21 protein-coding genes are annotated in these 26,960 nt (G+C 54.3%); 6 read left to right on the top strand and 15 right to left on the bottom strand.

Features of this window, described 5'->3' with window-relative positions:
• Positions 1-70: 70 nt before the first annotated feature.
• Together psbA and ACZA91_RS07410 are read left to right on the top strand one after the other, a co-directional pair.
• Entirely contained in the window at positions 71-1,153 is a 1,083-nt protein-coding gene (psbA, locus tag ACZA91_RS07405) for a photosystem II q(b) protein (RefSeq protein ID WP_099532637.1), read from the top strand.
• 259 nt (positions 1,154-1,412) lie between these two features.
• Entirely contained in the window at positions 1,413-2,687 is a 1,275-nt protein-coding gene (locus ACZA91_RS07410) for an FAD-dependent hydroxylase (RefSeq protein ID WP_190532900.1), read from the top strand.
• Between the two features lie 92 nt (positions 2,688-2,779).
• Here ACZA91_RS07410 and ftsE read toward each other — a convergent pair whose 3' ends face one another.
• Positions 2,780-3,517 carry a cell division ATP-binding protein FtsE gene (gene ftsE / locus ACZA91_RS07415; protein WP_099532638.1) on the bottom strand — a complete coding sequence of 246 codons (738 nt, stop codon included), beginning with the start codon at positions 3,515-3,517 and terminating at the stop codon, positions 2,780-2,782.
• Between the two features lie 117 nt (positions 3,518-3,634).
• Here ftsE and ACZA91_RS07420 point away from each other — a divergent pair, with 117 nt between their 5' ends.
• Positions 3,635-5,269 carry an NAD(P)/FAD-dependent oxidoreductase gene (locus ACZA91_RS07420; protein ID WP_463185745.1) on the top strand — a complete coding sequence of 545 codons (1,635 nt, stop codon included), beginning with the start codon at positions 3,635-3,637 and terminating at the stop codon, positions 5,267-5,269.
• Between the two features lie 61 nt (positions 5,270-5,330).
• Here the strand turns inward: ACZA91_RS07420 and ACZA91_RS07425 are convergent, their stop codons facing one another.
• Positions 5,331-7,502: an ATP-binding protein gene (locus ACZA91_RS07425; RefSeq protein WP_463185748.1), complete on the bottom strand. Its 2,172-nt coding sequence runs from the start codon at positions 7,500-7,502 to the stop codon at positions 5,331-5,333.
• Between the two features lie 504 nt (positions 7,503-8,006).
• Here ACZA91_RS07425 and ACZA91_RS07430 point away from each other — a divergent pair.
• Positions 8,007-9,314, top strand: coding sequence for a M16 family metallopeptidase (locus tag ACZA91_RS07430; protein ID WP_099532642.1), 1,308 nt, complete (start codon positions 8,007-8,009; stop codon positions 9,312-9,314).
• 134 nt (positions 9,315-9,448) lie between these two features.
• On the opposite strand, the gene ACZA91_RS07435 is transcribed toward ACZA91_RS07430, so the two are convergent.
• From ACZA91_RS07435 to ACZA91_RS07495, 13 genes are all read right to left on the bottom strand, one after another.
• Positions 9,449-10,600, bottom strand: coding sequence for an NAD-dependent epimerase/dehydratase family protein (locus ACZA91_RS07435; RefSeq protein WP_099532643.1), 1,152 nt, complete (start codon positions 10,598-10,600; stop codon positions 9,449-9,451).
• Between the two features lie 292 nt (positions 10,601-10,892).
• Positions 10,893-11,636: an HAD-IIB family hydrolase gene (locus ACZA91_RS07440; RefSeq protein ID WP_463185755.1), complete on the bottom strand. Its 744-nt coding sequence runs from the start codon at positions 11,634-11,636 to the stop codon at positions 10,893-10,895.
• A gap of 90 nt (positions 11,637-11,726) precedes the next feature.
• Positions 11,727-13,253 carry a ferredoxin:protochlorophyllide reductase (ATP-dependent) subunit B gene (bchB, locus tag ACZA91_RS07445; protein ID WP_190526462.1) on the bottom strand — a complete coding sequence of 509 codons (1,527 nt, stop codon included), beginning with the start codon at positions 13,251-13,253 and terminating at the stop codon, positions 11,727-11,729.
• A 343-nt stretch (positions 13,254-13,596) separates the two neighbouring features.
• Positions 13,597-14,343: a response regulator transcription factor gene (locus ACZA91_RS07450; RefSeq protein WP_099532646.1), complete on the bottom strand. Its 747-nt coding sequence runs from the start codon at positions 14,341-14,343 to the stop codon at positions 13,597-13,599.
• Between the two features lie 287 nt (positions 14,344-14,630).
• Positions 14,631-15,362 (bottom strand): HAS-barrel domain-containing protein, encoded by a 732-nt coding sequence (locus ACZA91_RS07455; protein ID WP_190353460.1) that lies wholly within the window; start codon positions 15,360-15,362, stop codon positions 14,631-14,633.
• A gap of 64 nt (positions 15,363-15,426) precedes the next feature.
• Positions 15,427-15,621 carry an NAD(P)H dehydrogenase subunit NdhS gene (locus ACZA91_RS07460; RefSeq protein ID WP_099532648.1) on the bottom strand — a complete coding sequence of 65 codons (195 nt, stop codon included), beginning with the start codon at positions 15,619-15,621 and terminating at the stop codon, positions 15,427-15,429.
• Positions 15,622-15,827: 206 nt separating this feature from the next.
• On the bottom strand, positions 15,828-16,937 hold the full coding sequence (gene proB / locus ACZA91_RS07465; protein ID WP_190353458.1) for a glutamate 5-kinase: 1,110 nt from the start codon (positions 16,935-16,937) through the stop codon (positions 15,828-15,830).
• A 946-nt stretch (positions 16,938-17,883) separates the two neighbouring features.
• The gene (locus tag ACZA91_RS07470; RefSeq protein ID WP_190353457.1) at positions 17,884-18,450 is read right to left on the bottom strand and encodes a YqeG family HAD IIIA-type phosphatase; all 567 of its coding nucleotides are present in this window, start codon (positions 18,448-18,450) and stop codon (positions 17,884-17,886) included.
• Positions 18,451-18,546: 96 nt separating this feature from the next.
• Entirely contained in the window at positions 18,547-19,644 is a 1,098-nt protein-coding gene (gene mltG, locus ACZA91_RS07475; protein WP_190353456.1) for an endolytic transglycosylase MltG, read from the bottom strand.
• A gap of 12 nt (positions 19,645-19,656) precedes the next feature.
• Positions 19,657-20,214 carry a DUF3727 domain-containing protein gene (locus tag ACZA91_RS07480; RefSeq protein WP_099532653.1) on the bottom strand — a complete coding sequence of 186 codons (558 nt, stop codon included), beginning with the start codon at positions 20,212-20,214 and terminating at the stop codon, positions 19,657-19,659.
• 540 nt (positions 20,215-20,754) lie between these two features.
• Entirely contained in the window at positions 20,755-20,949 is a 195-nt protein-coding gene (locus ACZA91_RS07485; protein WP_099532654.1) for a hypothetical protein, read from the bottom strand.
• Positions 20,950-21,275: 326 nt separating this feature from the next.
• Positions 21,276-21,755 (bottom strand): hypothetical protein, encoded by a 480-nt coding sequence (locus ACZA91_RS07490; RefSeq protein ID WP_099532655.1) that lies wholly within the window; start codon positions 21,753-21,755, stop codon positions 21,276-21,278.
• Between the two features lie 503 nt (positions 21,756-22,258).
• The gene (locus tag ACZA91_RS07495; RefSeq protein ID WP_099532656.1) at positions 22,259-22,618 is read right to left on the bottom strand and encodes a HesB/IscA family protein; all 360 of its coding nucleotides are present in this window, start codon (positions 22,616-22,618) and stop codon (positions 22,259-22,261) included.
• A 751-nt stretch (positions 22,619-23,369) separates the two neighbouring features.
• On the opposite strand from ACZA91_RS07495, the gene ACZA91_RS07500 reads away from it, so the two are divergent.
• Both ACZA91_RS07500 and zds read left to right on the top strand, forming a co-directional pair.
• Entirely contained in the window at positions 23,370-25,322 is a 1,953-nt protein-coding gene (locus ACZA91_RS07500) for a DUF6930 domain-containing protein (protein WP_463185767.1), read from the top strand.
• A gap of 133 nt (positions 25,323-25,455) precedes the next feature.
• A complete protein-coding gene (gene zds, locus ACZA91_RS07505) occupies positions 25,456-26,907 on the top strand; it encodes a 9,9'-di-cis-zeta-carotene desaturase (protein ID WP_190532923.1) in 1,452 nt (483 codons plus the stop codon).
• The last annotated feature ends 53 nt before the right edge of the window (positions 26,908-26,960 follow it).

A 26,960-nucleotide genomic window follows, 5' to 3' on the forward strand; every position in this document is an offset into this window, starting at 1 on the left:
CAGTTAATCTATATTCACGTGGGAAACAAAACCCGCCAAATCATTCTTCTACAAAGCAATTCATCCAACCATGACTGCAACCCTGCAACAGCGCCAAGGCGCTTCCGTGTGGGATCAGTTCTGCGAGTGGGTAACCAGCACCAACAACCGCCTGTACGTGGGCTGGTTCGGTGTCCTGATGATCCCCACCCTGCTGGCTGCCACCATCTGCTACGTTATCGCTTTCATCGGCGCTCCCCCGGTTGACATCGACGGCATTCGCGAACCCGTGGCTGGTTCGTTGCTGTACGGGAACAACATCATCTCTGGTGCTGTGATCCCCTCGTCGAACGCCATCGGTTTGCACTTCTACCCCATCTGGGAAGCTGCTTCCTTGGATGAGTGGCTGTACAACGGTGGTCCTTACCAACTGGTTGTGTTCCACTTCCTGATCGGCGTGTTCTGCTACATGGGCCGTGAGTGGGAACTGAGCTACCGCCTCGGTATGCGTCCTTGGATCTGCGTGGCTTACAGCGCTCCTGTGGCTGCTGCTACTGCTGTGTTCCTGATCTACCCGATCGGTCAAGGTTCGTTCTCTGACGGTATGCCTTTGGGCATCTCGGGCACCTTCAACTTCATGTTGGTGTTCCAAGCTGAGCACAACATCCTGATGCACCCCTTCCACATGTTGGGCGTTGCTGGTGTGTTCGGTGGCTCGCTGTTCTCCGCAATGCACGGTTCCTTGGTGACCAGCTCGCTGGTCAAGGAAACCACCGAAGTTGAGTCGCAAAACTACGGCTACAAGTTCGGTCAAGAGGAAGAAACCTACAACATCGTTGCAGCTCACGGCTACTTCGGTCGCTTGATCTTCCAATACGCTTCGTTCAACAACAGCCGCTCGCTGCACTTCTTCTTGGGTGCTTGGCCGGTTGTGGGTATCTGGTTCACCGCCCTGGGCGTGAGCACGATGGCATTCAACCTGAACGGCTTCAACTTCAACCAATCGGTTGTTGACTCGCAAGGTCACGTAATCGGCACCTGGGCTGATGTGATCAACCGCGCCAACCTGGGTATGGAAGTGATGCACGAGCGTAACGCTCACAACTTCCCGCTGGATCTGGCTGCTGGTGAAGCTGCTCCCGTAGCTCTGCAAGCTCCCGCAATCAACGGTTAATTCTGAAGGTTGTGAGTGCCTGCTAGCCTGAGCAAATCAGTCTAAGCGACACAGTGGAGGGGGGACGATCTTGAATCGTCTCCCCTCTTGCTATTGGTGATCCTGAGAAACTCATGCGGGCAGTGATTCGCAGGATCCAGAACGGTTGGAATCGCCCGATAATTGGGTTATCGGTACTGGTTGTGCGGCGGCTCCCGGGGAATTCGTAGGAATTCAAGATTTGAGGAATTGAAGGTTTATGTTGCTCGATCGCCCAGAAATGCATAGCGAATCTGATGTGGCGGTGGCGGAAGCGAAAGCGGCTGCAATTCCCACCTATGACGTAGCGATCGTTGGGGGTGGAATTGTGGGATTGGTGGTGGCCTGTGGGTTGCGCCAAACGGGGTTGAAAGTGGCGATCATTGAAGCCCTAACCCAGGCCACGGCAGCAAAACAAGCCCAGGCCTATGCCTTTTCCCTGTCTTCGGCCAAAATCTTCCAGGGATTGGGCTTGTGGGATCAGGTGCGATCGAGTCTGGAACCCTTCCGGCGCATTCGGCTTTCCGATTGTGATTGGCCCGATGTGGTGGAATTTTGGCCCCAAGATGCGGGAATGCAGACGGAGTTGGGCTATGTGGCGGCCCACAATACCCTGCTGGAAGCCTTGCAAGGGGCCGTGAATCGATCGCCCCATTGCACTTGGATTGGCCCGGCCACGGCCACCGTTTTGGACTACGGGGCCGATTGGGCTGAGTTGGTGATTGCGCCCAATGGCGAGGGGGTGACGGTTCCGTCGCGACTGCGGGCCAAACTGGTGGTGGCGGCGGATGGGGCCCGATCGCCCCTGCGGGAAGCGGCCGGCATTCCCAGACGCGGTTGGGCCTATTGGCAATCCTGCATTGTGGCCGCCGTCAAGGCTGAACAGCATCACCAAAACATCGCCTACGAACGGTTTCAGACCAGCGGCCCCTTCGCGATTTTGCCCTTGGGGGATGTTTGTCGCTTGGTGTGGACGGCTCCCCACGCGGAAGCCCAGGCGATGTTGGCGTTGGATGACCCAGCATTTTTGCGGGCCCTGAGCCAACGGTTTGGCCCCCAGATGGGGCAATTGGAATTGGTGGGCGGTCGCTATCTATTTCCGGTGCGGTTGATGCAGTGCGATCGCTACGTGGGGCATCGGTTGGCCCTGGCGGGGGATGCGGCCCACTGTTGCCATCCCGTGGGGGGACAAGGTTTGAACATGGGCATTCGCGACGCGGCGGCCCTGGTTGATGTGATCCAGGGGGCGATCGCCCGGGGTGAAGACTTTGGGCAAGTGGCGGTGTTGCGGCGCTACGATCGCTGGCGGCGTTGGGGCAATTGGGTGATCTTGGCGTTCACCGATTTGCTCGATCGACTCTTTTCCACCCAACTGTGGCCCGTGGTTTGGGTGCGACGGCTGGGCTTGGCGGCCCTCAAGCGGGTTCCGCCCCTGAAGTCCCTGGCCCTGAGGTTGATGACAGGACTGCTGGGGAAAATGCCGAGCTTGGGTCGCCTGGTGGATTCCAACCCTTGAGCGTTCGGCGATCGCCCCGCGTCAATTGGTGGTTACAGATGGTGGTTACAGCCGCGCGATCGCAGATTGGCCGATCGCAGATTGGCAAGCTGCTAGCCTAACCAGGCGGCCGGTGCGGGCCGGGCGGTCGATCGACCGGCGGGCCGCACCTCGTAAAGCTTGCCTTCATTCAGTTGCAAAACTCGGTGATGACTGCGCCGCACCCACAACTCATCATGGGTCGTGACGATCGTGGTTGCTCCCAATTCGTTGAGCCGCTCCAGGATCGCAATGATCTGTTGGGAGTTGTCGCCGTCGAGGTTGCCGGTGGGTTCATCGGCCAAAATTAAGGGGGGCGTGCTGACAATTGCCCGGGCAATGCTGGCCCGTTGCTGTTCGCCGCCGGAGAGTTGTTCGGGGAAGTGGTCTGCCTTGTGCAGCAGCCCCACCAACCGCAGGGCGGGCGTGAGACGACGGCGAATTTCCGCCTGGGGATAGCCCTGGGCCAACAAAACGAAGGCAATATTTTCGGCTACGGTGCGGCGGGGAATGAGTTTGTAATCTTGAAAAACGATGCCGATTTTGCGCCGCAGGAGCGCCAGTTGATTGCGATTGAGATCGCTAACCCGTTGCCCATCGATGATCACTTCGCCCCGATCGACCAGTTCTTCGCCATAGAGCAGCTTCAGCAGGGTAGACTTGCCCGCGCCAGAGGGGCCCGTAATCATCAAAAATTCACCGCGATCGACCCGTAAATTAGCCCCCAACAGGCCGCGCTGACTGCGGTTATAGATTTTCACCACCTCGCGCAATTGCACGATCGCCGCCGCATTCGACCTCACACCAGCCATGGCCGTTCTGTCCTTTGTGGAGGGTGGGGGTCGTCAGGATGCCAAGCTTGGGCCACTGGGCCCGCAATCGCCTGAATCGATCGCCCTGTTCCACCCAATTGTTCGTTTTGGTTCGTTATGAGTTTAACCGCCGATCTCCTTTCCACCATCCCCGGCCAACCGTTGGCGGGTTTAGCGCGAGCCGATCGCCTGTGGCAACAACTCCGGGGACTGGATGATCAGGGGGTCACACCCCCCATTTCGGTGATTTACGAATCTTCACAAAATCTGGCGGCCGATCCTGACAACTGGCCGCTGGCCGATGCCCTCAGGGTTGATTTGGTGGTGCTGGGGGGAACCTTAGGGATTGTGATGGCCACGGCCCTGGCCCAGGCCGGTTGGCGCGTGGTGTTGATGGAACGGGGACAACTGCAAGGGCGAGATCAGGAATGGAACATTTCCCGATCGGAATTGGCCGTTTTGGTTGAACGGGGGCTGTTGACAGCGGCGGAACTGGAGCGGGCGATCGCCTCGGAATTTAATCCCGTGCGGATTTCCTTTGCGGGTGGTCAGGAGCGATGGGTGCGGGATGTGCTGAATCTGGGAGTCAGTCCCGCCATTTTGGTCGCTCAATTGCGGCAAAAATTCTTGGCCGCTGGGGGCATCCTGCTGGAGCAAACCCAGTTTGTTTCCTTGACCGTGCAGCCCGATCGGGTTTGGGTGCAGGGGCGATCGCTCCTGGGCGGCCCCACCGGAGCCACCGGAGCCGGGGGCAACGCTGCCTATGGGGATTGGGTCACCGCCCATCAGGCTACGGTCACGATCGGGGCGCGGCTGGTGTTGGATGCCATGGGGCATCAGTCCCCGATTGTCCGGCAAACCCGCGGCCCCGCCAAACCCGATGGCGTTTGTCTGGTGGTGGGCACTTGCGCCACGGGCTATCCTGCCAACGACAGCGCTGATCTCATTGCCACGACCACCGGCATTCAGGACGATCGCCAATACTTTTGGGAAGCGTTCCCCGCCCAAGCGGGCCGCACCACCTATCTGTTTTGCTATGGGGATGCCCACCCCAGCCGTCCCAGTTTGCACGACTTGTTTGAGGACTACTTCCGGCTGTTGCCTGCCTACCAAAACTTGCCTTCCCTGGAGGGGTTGCAATTTCAGCGGGCCCTATTTGGTTTTTTCCCTGCCTTTCGTCAAAGCCCTTTGCAACCAACGGTCGATCGCCTGCTGTTTATTGGTGATAGCAGCGGTTTGCAATCCCCCCTCAGTTTTGGTGGCTTTGGGGCCCTGTTGCGCCACCTCGATCGGCTCTTGGATGGCATCACCAACGCCCTGCAAACCGATCGGCTCGATCAGGCCCACCTGAGCCTGTTGCTGCCCTATCAACCGAATCTTTCCGTTACCTGGTTATTTCAGCAGGCCATGCGCGTGGCTGTGGGGCAACAGTTACCGAGCGATCGCATCAATCGATTGTTGGATGCGGTGTTTGGGGAAATGGCCGCAGCGGGCGATCAGGTACTGCGGCCCTTCCTGCAAGACGTGGTGCAATTTCCCGCCCTTTCCATTGCCCTGGCCCGTGTGGCGATCGCCCAGCCGGCCTTGGTGGCTCAACTCATTCCCCAACTGGGCTTGCCTGCCTTGTTGGATTGGATGCGGCATTATCTCGCCTTGGGGCTATATCACGCGGGCGATCGCCTGGCCTTGCCCGCTCGCGAACCGGTGCGATCGGCTTGGCGCTACGGTTCTGGCAACGATTGGCATTCCTAACGGTTGGTTAATGCTTGGCTAGTGAATGCCGGGTTAGTTAATGCTTAGTTAGTGACAGCCTTTACCGATGATTGAATGGCGGATTCTGCTGATTAATACCAGCAGGCAAATGAATAATAAATTGAGTACCTTGATTGGGTTGAGAGCGACAGAAAATTTTCCCTTGGTGTCGCTCCGTAATCACTTGATAGCTAATTGACAGTCCCAAGCCTGTGCCTTTGCCAACGGGTTTTGTGGTGAAAAATGGATCGAAAATCCTTGCCTGCACGGACTCTGGAATGCCGGGGCCATTATCAGCAATGCTGATTTCAACCACATTTTCACTAGCGATAAACTGGGTGGTAATTTCAATTCGGCTAGGATTAGCCTCAATTTCTGCCTCGCTCCAACCGGCTGTTTTTTGCTCCAAGGCATCGATCGCATTAACCAGCAAATTCATAAACACCTGATTCAGCGGGCCTGGATAGCATTCCACAGGTGGCAAATCGCCATATTTTGTGATTACTTCAATGGCTGGATGATCAGACGTTGCTTTCAAACGATGTTTGAGCAACAGCAAGGTGCTTTCAATGCCATGGTGCAAATTGGTGACACAATCTTTGGTTTGATCAGTTCTGGAAAATGTGCGCAGGGATAAAACTAGCTGCCGAATCCGATCGGTGCCCACAGTCATCGAATCCAAAATTTTAATCAAGTCAGCTTGAATAAATGCCAGCTCTTCAAAGTCGATCGAGGCTTGACCGTTAGATTGGCTGGCTTGACCGGCATGGATTGCATAGACTTGCGTTGTGGCTTGGAGTAACTCGTGAACGTAGTCCCGCACATAATCTAAGTTGCCATGAATAAAATTCACGGGATTATTAATTTCATGGGCAATTCCTGCCAAAAGTTGCCCCAACCCTGACATTTTTTCGCTTTGAATCAGTTGCAATTGCGTTTGTTGCAATTGGTTCAGGGCCTCGCTGCGGTCTTGAACGGTGGCTTGCAGGGTTTGGTTGGTTTCGGCCAAAGATTGCAAGGTTGCCTCCACTTTGGCAGCCATTTGATCAAAGGAATGACATAAAAAAGTCAGCTCATCCATGTGCTGCCGATCGCGAACCGCAAAAGCGAAGACGGCCTCTGAAGTGGTGGCTTTTGGGGTGGCCATGGGCATGATTTTCTCCGTGGCCACCAAGGTATTGCATTTTTCTAAAATCGGCTTAAGTTGGCGATTGAGACGGCGCACAAAACCCAATACGGCGATCGCTAGCAGAATGGCGGCGATGCTGACACTGATGATTAAAATGCGCCAAAGGGGCCCCAACACTACATCACTGGGAACAACGGCGATCGCAATCCAGTTGGCACTGGGAATTCGCTCATAGGCGATGATTTGATCTTGGTGATAAATAATATCGGAATTTTTGCTCTGCAAGATGGGCCACAGTTCGCGCAAGAGTGGCAAATCTCGATAGCTGGAATTGGCTTGAAGAGACTTGCGCTTCGGTGGGTAAGCCAGTAATTTGCCAGATCTGCTGAGAATGGCAAAATAGCCTTCATTGTTGATGACGGATCGATCGACTCGTTTGCTGAGTTCGGTCACGCTGAAATCTGTTCCTGCCACACCAACTAGTTTTTTTTGACTGTCATAGAAGGGAACTAAGTAGCTGGTCATGACAATATTTGACCACTCATAGGGTTCTATCCAAATTCCCTTTTGATTACCCACAGGAATTCGCCAGTAATGTTGGTCAGGATATTGATCGTCTTTATACAACTCTGAGTAAATCCAGTCGGAGTGGGGAGGTGGTAGGCGCTCACCGATCGGATTGGGCTGACCTTGATCGACATAAAAATATGGATAAAACCACTGACGATCGCGCAAAACCTGAAAGGCATTTTGGCCGAAGCCTACTCCCAACACTAAGCTGGGACGTTGTTTGAAAAATTCTAAAGTTAGTTGCTTATAGAATTCTGGATCTTGAATATTTCGATCGCGATTGGTCAAAACAGCCGCCGACAGAATTTCAATGTAGCGCTGCGACTCTAATAGTTGCCCTCGGGTAAATTCAACTTGGGCGTTCAGTTCCGCACGAATTCGCCCAAGGGATTCCCGTTCAATGGATCGATAAAAGACGGCGGCCATGGTTCCCAAGGCCACGAGGGCCCCACCCAAAACGTAGAGAAAAAGTTGGGTGCTGATGGATCGAACAAGTAGGCGATCTCGTAATCTCTGGAGCCACTTGGCCAGCATAGGGATCAATAGTTGGAAAGAGCAGTGAGTTGCGAAGGGAATGCGCTCTGGGCTTGGCTTTGGTGATCAACAATTGTGGCTATTTCTCAGGAAGTTAAGGGACTCTTGAGGTATTTGCTAGGACTAAATGGGCTTCATTTGGAGGAAATGGGATGGAGGATAATCAGGATCGGCTTCTTAATTGATTAGTGATCTGTTTTTAGCTATAAATAATTGCAATTGGGTGCTGATTCTTGATCTGTCAGTGCCCCTATTTTGACATCTTCTTTTCAGAATTTTAAGTAATCGATGAAACGGTGGGGATTGGGCGATCGCCCCGATCGCAGCCTTTGGAGCTTTACGGATTCCAAGGGCAACCAACCGGATTCCTTGACTGAATGATTTGGGGAAGCAGACCTGTGGATGGGTGGCCGGAAGCGATCAAGATGAACAGTACGATCGCCCCCAAACAGGTTAAAAGGGGTGAGAATGTATTGTGCAAAACAATTTCTCGTTTCTTTCGCCATGACGTTTGCGCCCCCAGTTCAGCACCATGTTTTTCCCAATGGTTTGACGGCAATTGCGATCGAAAATCCGGCAGCGGACATTGTGGCGGCTCGTATCTTCATTAAGGCTGGGAGTCTGTGGGAGGCGCGATCGAAAGCGGGGCTAGCCAACTTGGTGGCAGCGGTGATGACGAAGGGCACGGAACGCCTGTCATCGATGGAAATTGCGGAGCGGGTGGAATCGATCGGGGCTAGCTTGGGCACGGATGCCAGCACCGATTACTTTCTGGTTAGCCTCAAGAGTGTGTCCCACGATTTTGTGGATCTGCTGTCCTTGGCGGGAGAGTTGTTGCGATCGCCCGCGTTTCCGGAGTCGGAGGTGGAACTGGAGCGATCGCTGATGTTGCAGGGGATTCGTTCCCAACGCGAGCAGCCGTTTTCCCTGGGGTTTGATCAACTGCGCCAAGTGCTGTACGGGCCAGAGCATCCCTATGCGTTTTCACCCTTGGGCACGGAAACCACCACGGGACAACTGACCCCAGCGGATTTGCAGGCGTTTCATCAAACCTACTTCCAGCCCGATCGGGTGACGATCGCGGTGTCCGGTTGCCTGAGCACCCAGGAAGCTTTGAAGGCGATCGAAGCAGTGTTTGGCGATTGGCAGGTGAGCGATCAAGTCATTGTGGAGCCGCAGTTTCCGCCCTTGCCCAACACCATTGAGCAACGGGCGATCGCCCAGGAAACTCAGCAGGCGATCGTCATGTTGGGTTATGGGGCCGCATCGGTGTTGGGAACGGATTCAACCGCAACCGAGCAACAACATCACCCGGACTATGCGGCGCTGAAGTTGGCTAGCACCTATTTGGGCAATGGCCTTTCGAGTCGCCTATTTGTGGAGCTGCGGGAAAAACGCGGCTTGGCCTATGAAGTTTCAGCCCTCTATCCCACTCGCTTGGGCCCGTCGCACTTCGTGGTTTACATGGGCACTGCGCCTCAGAACGTGCCTGATGCGATCGCCGGGTTGCAATCGGAGGTGGAACGCTTGATTCATCACCCGATCGAAGCAGCAGAATTAACCGCCGCCAAAAATAAGCTCTTGGGTCAATATGCCCTGGGTAAGCAAACCAACGCCCAGTTGGCTCAACTCTATGGTTGGTATGAGGTGTTGGGCTTGGGTCGCGAGTTCGATCGCACCTTTCAAACCGCGATCGCCCAAGTGAGTGCCCAAGATATTCAAACGGTGGCCGATCGCTACTTTGCCGCACCGCACATGGTTTTGACGGGCCCCGCTGCCGCCGTGGAGCCGGCCCTGTTGGTGACCCCCTAAGTGCAGCCAGCGAACACCAAAACAGGCCAAAGCCAAAAAGTCCAAAGAAAATCAGAAGAAAATCAGAAAATCAAGGGCAAGGAACTTCAGCCCCTTGCCCTTGTTCTTGACCTTTTAGTGGTTTTAGCTGTTGATTAACCCTTCCACTTCACCTTCGGCAAAATTTCCGAGTTGTCCACCCGCCCCTTGTATTTCACCGCGAAGTTCAACAGGGAATCCAGCAGCGAATCGGACAGGTAGTGTGGTTGCAAGCCCAAATCCAGCAGATTGGTGTTTTTGGCGTTGAAGTAATGTTCTTCGGCTTCGACGCGGGGGTTTTCGATGTTGTTGATTTCCACCTTCAGACCCATGGCCGCGCTGGCCTCTTGGACTTTCTTGGCCAAGTCCAAAACGCTGAACAGTTCCGTGAATTGGTTGAACACTCGGAATTCACCGGGTTTGGCAGGCGTTTCGATCGCCAGTTCCACGCAGCGCACCGTATCGCGAATGTCCAGGAAACTGCGGGTTTGGCCGCCCTTGCCATACACCGTCAACGGATGGCCCACGGCGGCCTGAATACAGAAGCGGTTGAGCGCTGTGCCAAACACGCCGTCATAGTCCAACCGGTTGATCAGCAATTCGTCCATGCCGGTTTGGTCGGTCAACACGCCGTAAACCACCCCTTGGTTGAGGTCGGTGGCCCGCAGACCCCAAACCCGACAGGCAAAGTGGATGTTGTGGGAGTCGTGGACTTTCGAGAGGTGATAGAAACTGCCGGGTTGCTTGGGATAGGGCAGGGTATCTTTGCGACCGTTGTGCTCGATCGTGATGTAGCCCTCTTCGATGTCGATGTTGGGCGTGCCATATTCGCCCATGGTGCCCAGCTTGACCAAGTGACAGTCGGGGAACTTCTCACGAATGATGTAGAGCAGGTTGAGGGTTCCGACAACGTTGTTGGTTTGGGTCAACACGGCATGTTCGCGATCGATCATCGAGAACGGAGCCGATCGCTGTTCCCCAAAGTGAACGATCGCCTCAGGCTGAAACTCGGTCAGAGCCTGATCCAGGAAAGCATAGTTGGTGATGTCGCCAACGTAGAGGTCAATGTGCTTGCCGGTCAGGTCTTTCCACCGTTGGATGCGCTGCTTGATCGGGGCGATGGGGGTCAGGGTGTCAATTTGCAGTTGTTGATCCCAGTGCCGACGAACCAGGCTGTCCAGGATGCCAACTTCATGACCGCGATCGGACAGGTATAGAGCCGTTGCCCAACCGCAGTAACCATCACCGCCAATGACGAGGACTCTCATAACTTCTTGGAGCTAGCGCTTGCCGATTGTTTCGCTCAATCTATCAGGGTTTGGTTAAATTTAGGCCTTCCACTGAAGGATGGGCGCTGGATCCCAATTGATCCTGATAGGCTCCTGATGGGCTGGGCGTTTCGAGCACTAAGATCTCGCTTTCGAGTTCTGATTGGTTTCGGGTTGGTTGTCGGTGGATCGTTGATTGATCATTGATTGATCAGCGATTGTCGGTTTGTGATTATTTGCAAATATTTTCTGGGCGGGTACTTTTTGCAAGTCCTTGCTGCAAACCGATGGCTCAAAACAAGTCCACTTGCCAATGGCGGAACCCATCCATAATGCCCAAGAGGCCAGGATAGGGACTGTGGTAGAGGGTGGGCCGATCGCCCAATGCCGCCAGCAGCTTGGGTTCACTGTTGCCCACGGCGATCGCTCGGTAGCCCGCCGCCAACAGGTTCAAATCATTGAGGCTGTCTCCGGCGGTGATGATTCGATCGCCCGGCCAACGCTCCAGCTTGGCCAGTCGTTGCAGGGTAGATCCCTTGGCAACGCCCTTGGGCATCACATCCAAATAGCGATCGGCGGACATAATCACATCAAAACCGGCCGCCTGGATCAGGTTCAGCGTGGCTTGCCGCAATAATTGCGGGTCGTAGTCATAGGACACGCGGTAGGCAAATTCCCCGCGCTGCAACGAGAGACCCGGCTCCCCCGCCAGCAAGCGCTTGACCCGATCGTTCGCGCAATTCCAGCGATTGGCGATTTCCGTTTGGATGGTTTCGATCGGGCGGCCCTGACCGTCATAGACCGTTGTGCCCACATCGCCAATCACAAAATCCGGTTGGGGCACTGGGCAATCGCCCGACCACAGCGGTTCAATGAGCTGCCAATGGCGACCGGTCACGAAAACCAAAATCAGCTGATCGCGCTGTTGTTCAATCCGTTGATAAAACGCAGCGCGATCGGCCTGGGAGCCGTGCAGAAAGGTTCCGTCCAAATCCGTCGCCAGCACCCAACGGGGCGCGGTCGTTGCAAAAACCATAGATCACCAGTCCCCCACCGATGCGATCAATCCCTGGGCATTGTACCAAGGCGTTTCCTGCTTCCTGGGGGAGATGGGTTCCTGGCTGGGCTATGCACCGACGGCTTCCTTGGCGGCGTAGAGCACTTCAGCGGTAATTTGCGTCAGCCCCCGATCGCGCGCAAATTTTTCCGTATTGCGCTTCACCTTGCCCCGCACAAAACCCGGCACACGGTTCAACTCCGTCAGCCCATCGCGACTCCAATTCAGCTCCGAATCCGTGGAAACAGACTTGGTAATCACTTCCTTGGTGTCGTGGCCGCCAAAGATTTCCAGCAAATGATCTTCCATGCCCAAGGTGAAGGAGTTATAAACCAAATCCACCACCTGATTGGCTCCCTCGTAGCCCAAATAGGGTCGATAGCCAACGGGGAAATTCTGAATATGAACCGGAGCCGCAATCACACCACAAGGGATATCTAATCGCTTGCCCACGTGGCGCTCCATTTGCGTGCCAAAGATGGCGGCCGGTTCAATTTCCGCGATCGCGTTGGCCACCTGGGTATGGTCATCGGTAATTAAAACCCGATCGCAATATTCACTGACCTGATCCCGGAACCAATCGGCATCATACTGACAGTAAGTGCCCGCCAAAACCACCTGAATTCCCATTTCCCGGGCCAGGATTTTGGTCATGGCCGCTGCGTGGGTGTTGTCACCAAACACCACGGCTTTTTTACCCGTTAGATTTTGACAATCGATCGAACGAGTGAACCAAGCGGCTTGCGAAGCAAATCGGGTTTGCTCATCAATAAACCCTTCATAGTTCACCGGCTCGCCCTGGCTGTTCAACACGGCTTGGATCGATCGAATGCAGCGGGCCGTTTCCACAATCCCCATCGGCGTGATATCCACAAGCGGCATCTGAAATTCCGTTTGCAAATATTGCGCCGTCAGCCCGCCAATTTCGCGGTAAGGAACCAAATTAAACCAAGCCCGGGGCAACTGTTTTAGTTCTTCCACCGAAGCCCCATCGGGAATCACCGCATTCACTGTAATTCCCAAATCCGCCATTAATCGCTTCAATTCCGTGCAATCGTGGCGATTATGAAATCCCAGCGTGGTCACTCCCAAAATATTCACCGAAGGGCGATCGGTCTTTTGGGTTTGCAAATCACCCACTTTGCGGGCTTTTTCAATGTAGAACTTGACGATTTGCTGAAGGGTCTGATCCGCCGCTTGTAATTCGTTCACGCGGTAGTGATTCACATCAGCAAAGAGCACATCGCCCCTAGCATCCAACTGGGCCCGTGCCACAAAATTTTGCAAATCCTCTTGCAAAATGCTCGAAGTGCAAGTGGGAGTCAGCACAATTAAATCGGGCGCTTCTTCTCGATCTTTGCGAACAATATTATCAACAACTTTTTCTTGGGAGCCTTGGGCCAAAACGTTGCGATCGACCACGCTGGTGGTGACGGGGGTATAGTCTCGCTCCCGTTCCAGCATCGATCGCATCACATTGAAATAGTCGTCCCCCAGTGGGGCGTGCATGATGGCATGGACTTTTTGAAAAGAACTGGCAATCCGCAACGTTCCAATGTGAGCCGGCCCGGCATACATCCAATAGGCTAATTTCATCTGCTGCTCAACTTGGGCCCAATAGCCCGACGCATTGACGTTGAATCAGGTCTAAATTTGCATCTAAATCTAAGCCCAAGTTTGATTCTCGCAGACGAATAATTGATCCCCGCTAAACATGAAGCATTGCAACGTAAACAAAAATCTGCAAGTGTTGCGAGACCTAACAACCCTTGCAGACGAATGAATGGCGTTTGCCTTGTTTGGGATTGGCTTTTCGAGAATTAACCCTGTTTTGGCTTTGTCTTCTTTTGAACAAACTTGAATTCAATTGGACGCTGGAGCCAATTGGGCTGGAGGCAATTTAGGGTTGCAGAGCCGAAGCGATCGCCCAACCTGGCGCTTAAACCGAAGCTGTGTCGGCCACGGTTTCCACGGCGCGATCGTCCTGGGCCGGCAATTCCAGACAGTAACCCGCACCATAAACGGTTTTGATGTAGCGCGGATGGCGGGGATCGGGTTCTAACTTGGTGCGCAAATGTCGCACGTGAACTCGAATGGTTTCAATGTCATCGTTGGGATCGTAACCCCAAACTTCCTTGAGAATTTCGCTGGGGGCAACGGTTTGGCCGTGGCGCTGCAACAGGCAATGCAACAGCTCAAATTCCAGGTGAGTGAGCTTAACAGTTTTGTCAAACCAAATGGCCTCAAACCGTTCAGGAACCAGGGTTAAGGGGCCGTAGCTCAGGATTTCGCTATGTTTGGCGGCTTGGGGAATGCGATCGGTGCGTCGCAACAGGGCCCGCACCCGCGCCAACATTTCTTCCACTTCAAAGGGCTTGGTTAAGTAATCGTCTGCCCCTGCATTGAAGCCTTCAACTTTATGTTGTGTTTGCCCCAGCGCTGTCAGCATCAGCACTGGAATATCGGCGGTGCGTTCATCGCGTCGCAGCCGCTGACAAACGGTGAACCCATCAACCTTGGGCAACATAATGTCCAACAAGATCAAGTCGGGCATGAGTTGGAGCGCTAGGGCTTGGCCCTTGATGCCATCGGTGGTTTGGTTCACGTCATAGCCGGCCATTTCTAGGTTGACGGATACCAGTTCGGAAATGGCTGGATCGTCGTCAATAACGAGAATGCGCGGCATGGCCTTTGGCTCCGAAAAACGTGCGATCGGGGACAGGCAAACAACTGCATATCCCTGATCGGATTATAAAGCGGCTGAGAAGAAGGCTGGAAAATCACTATTTTGTTTTAGCAATCGTTCGCAACTGACGGTAACAGTTCGCAATATTGCCATGATTCGCAATCGGGCTGGGGCTAACCGGGCCGGGGCTAATCGGGCTGGGGCGTGGCTGCTGTGGCTGCTGCTCGATCGCCCCCATGCCGACCGCTTGGGGGTTTAGGAATTGCAGGGATTAGGGATTGTAAGGATTAGGGACTGAGATGAACTTGGCCGAGGATCGCTCGCAGGCGATCGTAATCATCCTTGAGCAGAACGCTGAGGGCGCGGCCCGCCTGCACCAACCAGGGCCGATCGCCCTGTCGCAGCCGATAAACCTCCCGTAGCGTGGCGGCAATCAGCGCATCGGTGGGCGTGCCGCTCATTTGCAACAAAGTCCGCAAAAAGTCCATTTTGGCCGTGAATTCCACCACCTCTTGGCGATCGCACCCATACACCGCCTGGTGAATTTGGGGTGGGCGAGGGGGCAAATGTTGATAGATCGGGCCGTTGATCAGTTTGGCCCCCGCTTGCAGGAGGTTGGCGATCGCCCCTGGGTTCACGCCTTCTGTCCCGATCGCGTCGGGATTCAAGGACTCCAGCGGCACAAACCCCACGATCGCTACCCGAAACTCCGTGCGCAACATGGAAAAAATCTGCGGCTGTTGTTCGCGCAAATCTTCCAGGGACAGCCCCAAGGCCTGGGCCCGGTGTACGGAGTCGATCGGGGCGGTGGTGGCGTGATAAACCACCCCATAGATCTGATTGCCGGAATCCTCATCGCGCGATCGCACCCAACTGCCAAAGGGCGGCATGGTCGGAAAACTAAGGGTTTCTGGCTCCAAACATTGGGCCAAATATTCCGTCGTGGCCGTTTCAATCACTTCCGCCAGGTGATGGGACGGGCGATCGCGCTGGGCAAATTGCGGCAGGGGTAAACGCATGGCCGAACCAAAGCGGGGCTAAGGGGAGCAAGGGTTAGGGGCCTGACGGCCTTGAACCAATGCGTTACTTTTTGCCGCGACCAGCCGTGGCATCCACCGTCTCCAGTTCCGAGAACCGGAAGGTGACCAATTTATCCCAGTTGCCACCCTCAAACAGCACGGCCACTTTGCCATCGGTCACGCGCTGCACTTGACCTTGAAACTGATAGTAGGTGTCGTTGGGGTTAATGACACGGACTGCGGAACCGGGCAGGATCATAGGATTAGCCTGAACTCAACAGGGACTGGGATTGGCTTGGGAATCAGGGCTTGGGGCCCCGGGGGCAGTTAACCGATGCCCAGCCCTTACGATAGCGTGCGATCGAGCTGCTTTGATCGCCCAATCCCGCCCGATCGCCCCCAAAATTTTTGATATCCCCAATCAGTTGAACAGTTGAATATGGCTGAATCCTGTGCCCCGCGTCTTTAGCTGGCCAGCACCAAGTTATCCCGATGCACCACCGTTTCCGGCGCGTCATGCCCCAAAATTGCGGCAATTTCGTCCGATCGCTTGCCACAGATTTTCTCCAGCGCCTCATGGCTGAAATTCACCAGGCCGCGAGCCACCTCCCGCCCTTCCAAATCACAGAGCTGCACCGCATCTTGGGGTTGAAACTCCCCTTCCAAATCCCGGATTCCCGCTGCTAACAGGGATCCACCGCCCGTGCAGATGGCCCGCACTGCCCCGGAGTCAAGATAAAGCTTGCCCGCTGGAATCAGGCCATGGGCGATCCACCGCTTGCGGGCGCTGGTGGCCTGGGGTTGGGGGGCAAACTGCGTGCCAATATCCGCCCCCTCCAAGATTTTCAACAAGTTACGTGGTTGGCTGCCGTCCGTAATCACCACGCGAACCCCGGCACTGGTGCCAATTTGGGCGGCAGTGATTTTGGTGGCCATGCCGCCGGTTCCCCACTGGGAGCCACGGCCGCCAATGTCCAGTTCCAACGCCTCCAAATCGGACATTTGCTCCACCAGGCGAATGGGTTCCGCGTCGGGATTTTGGCGCGGGTCGGCGGAATAGAGCCGATCGACATCCGTGAGCAAAAACAGCCACTCCGCTTCCACCAAGCTGGCCACCAAGGCCGAAAGGGTGTCGTTATCGCCAAATTTCAACTCATCCACGGCCACCGTGTCGTTTTCATTGACGATCGGGATGGCTCCCATCCGCAGCAGTTCTTGAAAGGTGCTGTAGGCGTTGATGTAGCGACTGCGCTGGGCCAAGTCTCCCCGAGTCAGCAACACTTGGGCGATCGGCTGGTCAAACTGACTAAACAGATCGTCATAGACCCGCATCAGTCGCCCTTGGCCCACGGCGGCCACGGCCTGTTTCTGGGCGATCGCCTTGGGCCGTTCCGTCAGCCCCAACCGTGCACAGCCCACCCCCACCGCTCCCGACGACACCAGCACCACGGGATAGCCCCGATCGCGCAGATCACAAATCACTTCCACCAGCGTGGCGATCGTGGACAAGGCCAGCCGGCCGCTGTCCGGTTGGGTCAAGCTGGAAGTGCCAATTTTCAAGACGATCGGGCGCATAACTAACCACCACTTCTGGAAGGGTTGCAAGGGGCAACCAATTATCAAACCAGCGAATGGCCCCAGTGGCCCAGGCTGTGGCCCCAGGGCGATCGAGGTTTATGGGGATCAAACAGTTGAGGTATGGGGGGAATGCGTGGGGCTAATTCTGGGCGATCGACTCGCCTTCGTGCGGATCCCCCACCGGAATACTTGAGATTACCGCGAGACCTCCGCCCCCGATCCCGACCCAGATCCTGGGTGAAACGGCGATCTCAAGCACCGTGATCCCAAAAACCCTGAGCAACAGGGCCCCAAAACAGCAGGGCCAAAAACAAAGTGCCGGGATCCGGAGACCCCAGCACTTTGTGTGTTTAAAAAAGTTGGTTTTATGGTTAGGGTCTTTATTGGCTGACCCCATTTGAACTGTTATTAGAATCGCAGATTTTTGGGATGGCGTTTTATTTCCTTATATTTTTTTTATATTTGTTTCTTCATAAAAGTTAATCAAAAAGGCGAGATTTTGTATTCTAGCAAGCGATATATCACGGGATCAGTATCTTTTCTTTAAAAAATGTTTCAGTCATAGCGGCAACTTGATAGAGAAATCCCCCCAGGCCAGAAAACTAAGACGATTTGAATAAAAACTGTATCGGGATTGACAAAAAATTATTAAGTGCCCTATTCCCTAGATTTTCACCATGAATCTGTGCGTTACACCGCAAATTGCAACGATTAATGATGGCAAAAACCATGACTAATCGCTCCTAAAGTTAGCCCCCAAATCCTCGGATTGGATTCCGAATCTTTGGGGGCGGTTGTCAATGGTGCTCTGTTGGTTTTTTGGGGCCAAGACTGCTTAATTGTGTGCTCATCTATTCAGGTGGGATCCACCCAGTCGAGATCCATGAGCACCGGCCATTTTTAACTCAATCTCAGAATGACTTCGAGTTGGCCATTGATTGAGTTAGCTGGTGGGGCGATCGGGCGAGGAGGTCGCTGTGGGCAGGGGCGAAGGATCGCGATAGAACGATGCGCCAATCAGTTTTGAGAGCCACACTTCGAGGGAGTGAATCGGGTAGCCCCGATGGGCCGACAGGGGATTCACCATCGGTTGCACCAACACGGTGAACAGCCCCAGACGGTTACCGGCTAACACATCGGTGAACAGGCGATCGCCCACCATGGCCACCCGCTCCGGCGGCAGTTGCATTTCTTGGAGCGCTTGGCGCAACTTGCGGCGAGAGGGCTTGGCGGCTCCGGTGAAGTAGGGCAAGTCGAGCGATCGGGCAATGCTGCCAATTCGCGACTCGCTCAGGTTGTTGCTGGCCAACCACAGTTGCACATGGGGCCGCACCGCTTGGATCCAAGTCACCAGTTCCGGTGAAACCGCGTCGGTGGTGGTGGGAACCAGGGTGTCATCCACATCCAGAATCAAGCCCTGCAAACCGTGCTGCACAATCACTTCCGGCGTGAGGGCCAAAATGCAGTCGCCTAGGATTAAGTCGGGCTGAAGCAGGACACCAAACGTCACGGGAACCTCACAAACTTGTGGCGATCGAACTGAGCAGCGAAACTGAGCGGCAAACTGATGAAGGGGCGATCATCAGGGCGATCGGGGCGATTGTGCCTAGGGGCTGGGGCTGGCCGCCGGTTGAGGGGTCGATCGAGTCCTGGCGTTGCGCTCGGCCCGAATGCGCTTCACAGCGGCTTCGTGTTCCGCCAAGGTTTTGCTAAACACATGGGTTCCGTCATACCGTGCCACAAAGAACACATAGTCTGTTTTGGCCGGAGCCAAGGTGGCCTCTAGGCTGGCCTTGCCCGGTGCGGCGATCGGCCCCGGCGGTAACCCAGGATTGAGATAGGTATTGTAGGGCGAAGGCTGGCGAATATCCGTGAAAGTCAGAGGACGATCGGGTGTTTGCCGAATTTTCAGGGCATATTCCACCGTTGGATCTGATTCTAGCTTTTGCCCCCGATTCAGCCGATTGCTAAACACCCCCGCAATCACCGATCGCTCCTGGGGAATCACCGCCTCTTTTTCTACAATGCTGGAAAGCGTCACCCACCCCAACAAATCCAGCTTGGTTTGGCCGCGATTTTGGTTCCACAGGGGCAAAGCCACCTTCTCGAAGCGATCGAGCATGGAATCAATCACCGCCTGCGGGGTAATCGTGTCTCCCGGAAACTGGTAAGTATCTGGAAAAAGAAACCCTTCCAAGGACGTAATTCGCTGGGGCAGCCAGGGGTAGCGATCGCGCGGAATTTTTTGCGTGAGGGCCAAAAACTCCTCCGCCCGAAACACCCCTTGGGACTGGAAATAGTCGGCCATTTGCCGCACTGTCCAGCCCTCCGGAATCGTCAGGCTCTGTTGAATGGTCTTGCCCTGCCAAAGTTGCTGGGCAACGTCCGTCATCGGGGCCGTGGGTAATAGTTCATAGGTTCCCGCCTGGAAGCCGCCATTGTCGTCATTCCAAGTCAGCCATCGGGCCCACAGTTCCCAAGCCGCGCTGGAGCGAATAATCCCCAACCGTTCCAAATCGCGGCCAATTTGCCGGGCGCTGGTTCCCCGTTCAATTTGCACTTGTACTGCTTTCATGGCGGTGTCGCCCTGGGCCAAGTCCATGGGACGGTTGGCCCAGCTCCACCATTGCCATCCTTGCCAAGCACCAACCAAGGCCGCCGTGGGCACGAGGAGAGTAAATATCACGCGACCCAATCGTTGCATGGCTCGATCGAACTACTCCAACCCATTAAATAGTTGTTCCTCGATCGACGGTAGCAAATCTTCGATCTGCTCCAGCTCCTCGGGATCCAGTAATTCTGGCTGTCCCTGCTCATTCATGCGGGCCACAATGAAAAATGGATCCAGCGGCGTATAAACCGCGTACTCCGTTTCATTATGAAAAAAGCTAGCTAACCACTGGAACTCATCCACATCTTCGCCGGAGCCGTTCCCTTCCCAGGGTTCATCGTCCTCCGGTTCTTCGGGTAATTCGCCCTCAACGGTCAGCACGATCGCCGTGCGCTTCAACTTCAAGTTCTCCTCTGCCAACACCGCCTTCGCCGTGTTGAACAGGAGATCGATCTGTTGCTCGTTCTCGATCGGGACGGCTTCCTCGTCCTCGTCGTCACCCTTCCAGGTCACAATCTCAACCGGGGAATCCACCGGGTGTAAGAGCACATACTCGGAGCCTTCCACCTCGATCGAGTGCTCAACAAAACACTCCAATGTCCGACCCGTGGCATCGGACAGGGTGATGGTGGGAACGTCCCACGCAGTATCTTCTTGGGTCATGCGCGCGATGGGAATCGAGACCTTAAAAGTATCCCCCATGAGGGCAGCGTTGCCGCAGGGAATAATGAGGATTTTCCCGCCCTGCTCTCAACCACCGGACTGACAGCAGAACGGCCAGGCCATTGGCTCACCCACAAAAAAGCCCCCTGCACAGGAGGCCCATTGCGGACTAGAGGAGTAAGTTCACCCTCAATACCCATCTTTCACTCAGTGCCTATACCCGATCGAGAAACCCATAGCAGTGCTGTTCCGAGTGCCGTGAATTGTGCCGAACACTGGGCCACCAATTGAAGGGAAAAAAAGAAAGGGCGATCGCACCGGTATTCTCAGCCTCAGGGGCATCATTGAGAATCAAGATGGGATTGATCGTACTTGAAAAATGAATTGGGAAAAACCGGTTGCAAACTGCTGAACATTCTCTTTTGAAGCGATTGTTTCAGTGAACAACCTTCAACCCAACATCTCAATTCAGCGAATCTAGCAAACTTCATGAATGGTCGTTGCCTAATCGCTGATTCAGCCATTCAACCAACGGAACCCTTAACCAATGGCATCTTCTTCAGACAGCATCTCTAGAAGATTGTCGGGATCCACATAATGGCAAACCGCATCATCAACACAAATCAAAGCCCAACCCGATGCATCAATATCCATTAATTTGTAGGAGGCTTCTTGGACAAAAAAGCCCTTATGATTACGGGTTTCCGGCTTAACAGTAACGTTGTTCGCAGACATTTCCCTAACTCCTGAAACGGTGTGACGACGAACTGAACTGGTCGGGTAAAGCAAGTCTAATAACTTGTATCGCAAAATCCTATCATTCAATTTTTGATTGTCCAGTAAAGTTCTGTGACATCTTGCAACCCCTTGTTAAATGTAAACGCTGTAACCAGGGAGCTGCTGAACCCTGTTTTTTCGAGGGTTTGACCGGTCGGAGATTTGGCCTTTTGGGGTCACAATCGTTCGAGAAAGTGTAAAGTTTTTTGACAATTAAAAATGGAGCCAGTTTTTACCTGACTCCAATGCCAAAAAATCAATAAGAAGCGATCCCAGCGCGATCCCTAACTATCAAAGATCCAAGCTTTGATCCGCTGAAAGCCTTTGCTGTTGGGTTTTTGGGCGATCGCCTCTTCCAAATTTTTCTGAACTTCTTCGGCCGCGTCTTGGTCAATCAAAACCAACTGGCTGGCGATTTCCACCTGTTCGCGCACCCCTTTTTGGCCGTCTTCGATCATGGCAACAGCCAGATTTACACGGGCTTGGGCATCCTGGGGATTGAGTTTCACGGCTTTTTTAGCAGCTTTGAAAGCCAATCCCGCTTGGTCAGTCAGCAGATACAGCCATGCCAAGCAAGTCCAAGGGGGGCTGCTTTTGGGGGCCCGATCGCACACGGACTTGAACAGCGGAATCAGCACAGCGGGATCTTCACCGGCTTGATAGCGATCGATGCCTTGCAAGAACAGTTCTTCGGCGGTTAACGTCGCGGAGTCAGTGGTTTCCGCATCCGCAAGTTCTGAAGTGACAACAGGAGTTTCGGCCATGGGTCAACCACGAAAAAGAATGAGGGTCAGTCCTGACGAACGATCGCCAACGGGAAGCAACCCGCCAGCACCGATCGCCCAAAGGCTTGGTCTTTGACCACTGTTGAAGGGTTGCGTTGCGCGCACAAAGTCGCGATCGCCCCGAAAACGGAATGGCAGGGATAATTCCGAATCCTAACGATACCAGCAAACGCGAAACGGCAATCCCGAAGGACTGCCGCCGCTGACAGAGGGGCGATCGATCGTCCCCTCAACGGGTTCCACCAAACTGATGAAACCTAGTTAAGGACAGGAGGCCCAGTTCAAACCAACTCAACTCAAGCTAAATCAGCTCAAGCTAAATCAGCTCAAGCTAAATAAACTCAAACTAAATCAGCTCACTCAACCAAAACCCAGTAGCTCGTAGCTTGTAGGGTGGGCAATGCCCACCGAATCGCTCCTTCATGGCATCTGCGCTATGGCGTGCCAATTATTTTAGGTAAAGGCTGTAGGTTCAATCCCAACTAAGCCGAAAAAGACTTCCCACAGCCGCAGGTTTGGGTAGCGTTCGGGTTGCGGAATTGGAACCCGCCGCCAATCAAAGCCGTGCTGTAGTCCAGTTCCAAACCATAGAGATACAGCAGGCTTTTCGGATCACAAATCACCTTGAAATCGCCGTAATCAAACACATCGTCATCGGGGCGAATATTCGCTGCCGTCTCAAAGTCCATCGTGTAAGACAAACCCGAACAACCGCCTCCCCGAACGCCAACTCGCAAGCAGAGGTCGCTTTGGCCTTGGCTCTGGCGCAGGTTGAGCAGGTGTTGGCGGGCCGACTCGCTAATTTGAATGCCTTGCTTGGCGGGAATGGTTGAAGTAGTCATAGGGTTCAAAGGGCTGGGACTAGCAACTGCCTGGGGATGGCTCCGTGGAGGAAGGCCCCAGAGTTTCGCGGAATCTGTGAAATCGATGAAATCTGATGAAATCTATTGTAAGCAACTCCTCCAGCTAATTTTCAGTAATTCCAGGAGGCTATAGGTTCTGGCGATGTGACGATCACTTAACGATCATCTAATGATCGTCCTCTGCCTGAATGCTCTGGGCTGAAACCACGGCAAAATAACCACGGTAAAATCAGCCCGCCGCAGGAAATCACAGCACAATCGCCCCACCGTAGTGGCATGACAGGCTTAATACATTGGGTCAAAGTTGCGAAGCCCGTCGTGGTAACAAGGGGCTTGAGCATCTTGCTGCTTAACGATCAGGTGACGGTAACAGCCATGTAATTTAGCCCAACGAATTGAGGCAGCCACGCTAGTAGGGTCTGTCGTCAAATCCTCTGAAACCCTGATTCCATCGCTAACGGTTCTTGAAGGCCAAGGCCCCTAAGCCCCCTGTTGCGACGATCGGGGCACGGAAAATCAACCGTTCCTGCCTAATCCCAAGACATCACAACCGCCCCTAAAACCTACCGTATGGTTAAGCCACCGTTTCGTCAGGCTAGCGCTGATGCTGGGTTTGGCAAGTGCTAGTTGGGAAGACTTGCGATAATGGAACCGGAAAGGCTGCGTCAGAACGTGAAAATGGGGTGCGCACTGCTCTTTCCAATGCGCTGTGTTGTTGGGGATCTGGGATATGCAAAGTTTGCCAAAGGCGACGATCGAACGGTTAACACAACTTCCGTTGTTGCGAACCACTTGGCAGGGAGACCTGAGACCGGTTCACAGCCGTGCCCTCAATACCCGCGCAAACCATGATGCCCAAAGGCTCTGTGTGTTGTGGATGGATGTTAGTCAACCCTCGTTGCGCGCTTTGGAACCGGTGACAGAAGAGGCGGGGTTCGGAGCGGTGGTGCGGGTTTTGCTGCAGGCCATTGAACAACCCCGAGGACAACAGCCGCCAGGACGGCCCCAGCGGTTGGTGGTTTGCAACCGAGAATTGCAATTTTTCCTGCGCGGCGCACTGCAAGGGCTAGACATCAAGGTGGAATACGGCGCGAAGCTGCCTCTGGTTGATGATGTGGTGCAATCGCTGGAAGCCTATAACCCAGAATTGGAAGTGCGAGACATTTGGGATTCGCCCCACGCCAAACGGCTGGTTCAAGCAATTCGGGCCACCTGGCGATCGGCCCCTTGGATGTTGTTGGCTGAATACGAAGTGGTGGAAATTAAATTTGAGCTGGATGAGCCACACCAGTTCTATCTATCCACTTTGGGTATGGAGGGGTTGGAGCTGGGATTGTTGCTCTATCGATCGCTGGAATCGTTGGAAAAATTCCGCAAAGATATCATTAGCAGCCCCCATCGAGCAGAACCGCACAAGATGGAAGAAATCTTTCTGAATCAAGATTGTTTCTTCCTCACCTTCAATGATCTTGAAGAGAGTGAAGCACCATCCTCCCAAAGCCCGATTCTTAGTGAATCGGCTTGGCCAGAACTGGGCAGCATTCATCCCCTTGAAGGAATGCGGGATCATCTATCGGATGATGAATTGATGGTGATGGTCGTAATTTTGGAAGCGCTCAATCAGTTCATCAAGCGCAATAACAAAATCCTTTACGATGCTGACGATTTCCCAAGCCTCAAAAACCAATTTCGGATTCTGAATCCCTTAGCGAATCCTAATCCTGGCCAGAAGCGTAAACAGGACAACATTGCTGTCACGATTCAAACGCGCCCTGATGTGACCCTGCGATTGCTGGAATCCGTTGCGGATCCGGAATCCCTGGCGGCTCATTTGCTGATGCCCGATTTTATGGATGACTTGGATGAGGATGCGGAGGGCATGGCCGCTTTGGAGCAAATCCAAAAATTGCTTTCCCTTGCATCGGGACGGGATGTTCCTCTGGGATTGGGCAACCCTAACTTGAATCCTGGCTATGTTCCCAGGGCGCTGAAATCGGCATCGTCTCAACAATTGTCATCGGGTTCACGCCACTATTCTCAGGAAATTGAGATGGATTGGTTGCCGGAGGGAACGTTGGTCAATTTGGAAACCAATTTGCCTCGGGTGACCTATGACATGATCCCGGATACTTTTCGATCGCCCTTGGTGGACTATCCCTTCACGCCAAATAGTTTGACGGGTGGCGGTTCGGTGCAGGAAGTCCAGCGAAAAAAAGCTGGTTCCGGAAAGGCTGCTGGAAAGGCCGCTGCTCAGTCGTCGAAGCGATCGCCCCAGAGTTTCCCGCTACTGGCTTTGCAAACCTCCCAGCCCAAAGCCAAGGCGTTGATTGATGAAGTGCTGAGTCAAGATCGCCCGATCGCGATGGGGGTAATGTCGAGTTATGACCAGTTTGATCAGGCTTACGATTTATTGGTGCTTTACACGGCGCAAGGTCGTTTGCTGGGGGTGAATGTTTATTGGCAAGATGACCCGTTCGATCGCGCATTGATTGAAGACTGGCACAAACGAACTAAGGCGGCGGGAAATCGCTGCTCGGTGGCGGTGTTTAAGGGAGCCACGGGCAAGAATCGCGGCATGGTTGATCCGTTGGATTTGATGCGGTTGTGGGATATCCATGCATTGAGCATGGAAGATTTGCTTCGATCGGCAGTGCAGGCTCAAATTGCAAGGGAGAAGGCCTAGGGGCGACGGAAGCGGGCAACGGCGATGTTACAATCTGTTAATATTTTGGGCGATCGAGTTGGGTTAACCGTTCCAGGAACCCGCCGCCCGATCGCCCCTACTCACCCGATGCACAGAAGGATTTGAGGCAGCCATGCGAGTCGCGATCGTGGGAGCCGGATTAGCCGGATTAGCCACCGCCGTGGATCTAGTCGATGCGGGCCATGAAGTGGAAATCTTTGAGGCCCGCAACTTTGTTGGCGGCAAGGTTGGCAGTTGGGTTGATGCAGACGGTAACCATGTGGAGATGGGCTTGCACGTCTTCTTTGGCTGCTATGAAAACCTGTTTGGCTTGATGAAAAAGGTGGGAGCCTTTGAAAATCTGTTGCTGAAGGAGCATACCCACACCTTCGTGAATCGGGGTGGCAATTTGGGCGAGCTGGATTTTCGCTTCCCGATCGGGGCCCCTTTCAACGGTCTGAAGGCTTTTTTCACCACTTCGCAACTGTCGGTTGCCGACAAGCTGGCTAACTCGATCGCCCTGGGAACCAGCCCGATCGTCCGGGGATTGGTGGACTTCAAGGGCGCAATGAAAACGATCCGTGAGCTGGATCGGGTCAGCTTTGCCGACTGGTTTCGCAGCCACGGTGGCTCCGACGGCAGCTTGAAGCGGATGTGGAACCCGATCGCCTACGCCCTTGGTTTCATCGACACCGAAAATATTTCGGCGCGGTGTATGCTCACCATCTTCCAATTCTTCGCCGCCAAAACGGAAGCTTCGGTGTTGCGGATGCTGGCCGGCTCGCCCGATGAATATCTGCACAAGCCGATCGTGAAATACATCACCGATCGCGGAGGCAAAATTCACCTGCGTCGCCGCATTCGGGAAGTGCAATACACCGAAAGCAGCAACGGCGAAATCCGCGTCACGGGCCTTGACGTGGCCGACGGGGAAGCCACCGAGCGCATCACGGCCGATGCCTACGTGGCCGCCTGCGACATCCCCGGAATTCAGCGCCTGTTGCCGGAATCCTGGCGCAAAATTCCCGAATTCGACAACATCTACAAGCTGGAAGCCGTGCCCGTGGCCACGGTGCAGTTGCGGTTCGATGGCTGGGTCACGGAAATGCAAGATCCCGAAGCCATGAAGGATCTGAGCAAAGCACGGGGCTTGGATAACTTGCTCTATTCGGCCGATGCGGATTTTTCTTGTTTTGCGGACTTGGCCCTTACCAGCCCCAAAGACTACTACCGTGAGGGCCAAGGCTCCCTGCTGCAATTGGTGTTGACTCCCGGCGACCCATTCATCAAAAAGTCCAATGAGGAAACGGTTCAGCATGTCCTCAAGCAAGTCCATGACCTGTTTCCCTCATCGCGCAGCCTGAATCTGGTGTGGTCAGGGGTGGTGAAGCTGGCCCAATCGCTGTACCGCGAAGGGCCGGGCATGGATCCCTATCGCCCCAACCAAAAGACCTCGATCGAGAACTTCTTCTTGGCCGGCAGCTACACCATGCAGGACTACATCGACAGCATGGAGGGCGCAACTCTCTCGGGCAAACAGGCCGCGAAGGCGCTGTTAAGCACCAAACTCCCGATCGCGGCCTAGCCATCGACTGCCCATGATGGGGTTGATGGGGTCATCCTCGGGCAACCGGGGGT

The organism is Limnothrix sp. CMB-01 (assembly GCF_055193175.1).

What these genes read in the sequence shown, in the direction of transcription:
- psbA (WP_099532637.1), top strand. Translation starts at nt 71, where the DNA reads ATGACTGCAACCCTGCAACAGCGCCAAGGCGCTTCCGTGTGGGATCAG.
- ACZA91_RS07410 (WP_190532900.1), top strand. Translation starts at nt 1,413, where the DNA reads ATGCATAGCGAATCTGATGTGGCGGTGGCGGAAGCGAAAGCGGCTGCA.
- ftsE (WP_099532638.1), bottom strand. Translation starts at nt 3,517, where the DNA reads ATGGCTGGTGTGAGGTCGAATGCGGCGGCGATCGTGCAATTGCGCGAG.
- ACZA91_RS07420 (WP_463185745.1), top strand. Translation starts at nt 3,635, where the DNA reads ATGAGTTTAACCGCCGATCTCCTTTCCACCATCCCCGGCCAACCGTTG.
- ACZA91_RS07425 (WP_463185748.1), bottom strand. Translation starts at nt 7,502, where the DNA reads ATGCTGGCCAAGTGGCTCCAGAGATTACGAGATCGCCTACTTGTTCGA.
- ACZA91_RS07430 (WP_099532642.1), top strand. Translation starts at nt 8,007, where the DNA reads ATGACGTTTGCGCCCCCAGTTCAGCACCATGTTTTTCCCAATGGTTTG.
- ACZA91_RS07435 (WP_099532643.1), bottom strand. Translation starts at nt 10,600, where the DNA reads ATGAGAGTCCTCGTCATTGGCGGTGATGGTTACTGCGGTTGGGCAACG.
- ACZA91_RS07440 (WP_463185755.1), bottom strand. Translation starts at nt 11,636, where the DNA reads ATGGTTTTTGCAACGACCGCGCCCCGTTGGGTGCTGGCGACGGATTTG.
- bchB (WP_190526462.1), bottom strand. Translation starts at nt 13,253, where the DNA reads ATGAAATTAGCCTATTGGATGTATGCCGGGCCGGCTCACATTGGAACG.
- ACZA91_RS07450 (WP_099532646.1), bottom strand. Translation starts at nt 14,343, where the DNA reads ATGCCGCGCATTCTCGTTATTGACGACGATCCAGCCATTTCCGAACTG.
- ACZA91_RS07455 (WP_190353460.1), bottom strand. Translation starts at nt 15,362, where the DNA reads ATGCGTTTACCCCTGCCGCAATTTGCCCAGCGCGATCGCCCGTCCCAT.
- ACZA91_RS07460 (WP_099532648.1), bottom strand. Translation starts at nt 15,621, where the DNA reads ATGATCCTGCCCGGTTCCGCAGTCCGTGTCATTAACCCCAACGACACC.
- proB (WP_190353458.1), bottom strand. Translation starts at nt 16,937, where the DNA reads ATGCGCCCGATCGTCTTGAAAATTGGCACTTCCAGCTTGACCCAACCG.
- mltG (WP_190353456.1), bottom strand. Translation starts at nt 19,644, where the DNA reads ATGCAACGATTGGGTCGCGTGATATTTACTCTCCTCGTGCCCACGGCG.
- ACZA91_RS07480 (WP_099532653.1), bottom strand. Translation starts at nt 20,214, where the DNA reads ATGACCCAAGAAGATACTGCGTGGGACGTTCCCACCATCACCCTGTCC.
- ACZA91_RS07485 (WP_099532654.1), bottom strand. Translation starts at nt 20,949, where the DNA reads ATGTCTGCGAACAACGTTACTGTTAAGCCGGAAACCCGTAATCATAAG.
- ACZA91_RS07490 (WP_099532655.1), bottom strand. Translation starts at nt 21,755, where the DNA reads ATGGCCGAAACTCCTGTTGTCACTTCAGAACTTGCGGATGCGGAAACC.
- ACZA91_RS07495 (WP_099532656.1), bottom strand. Translation starts at nt 22,618, where the DNA reads ATGACTACTTCAACCATTCCCGCCAAGCAAGGCATTCAAATTAGCGAG.
- ACZA91_RS07500 (WP_463185767.1), top strand. Translation starts at nt 23,370, where the DNA reads ATGCAAAGTTTGCCAAAGGCGACGATCGAACGGTTAACACAACTTCCG.
- zds (WP_190532923.1), top strand. Translation starts at nt 25,456, where the DNA reads ATGCGAGTCGCGATCGTGGGAGCCGGATTAGCCGGATTAGCCACCGCC.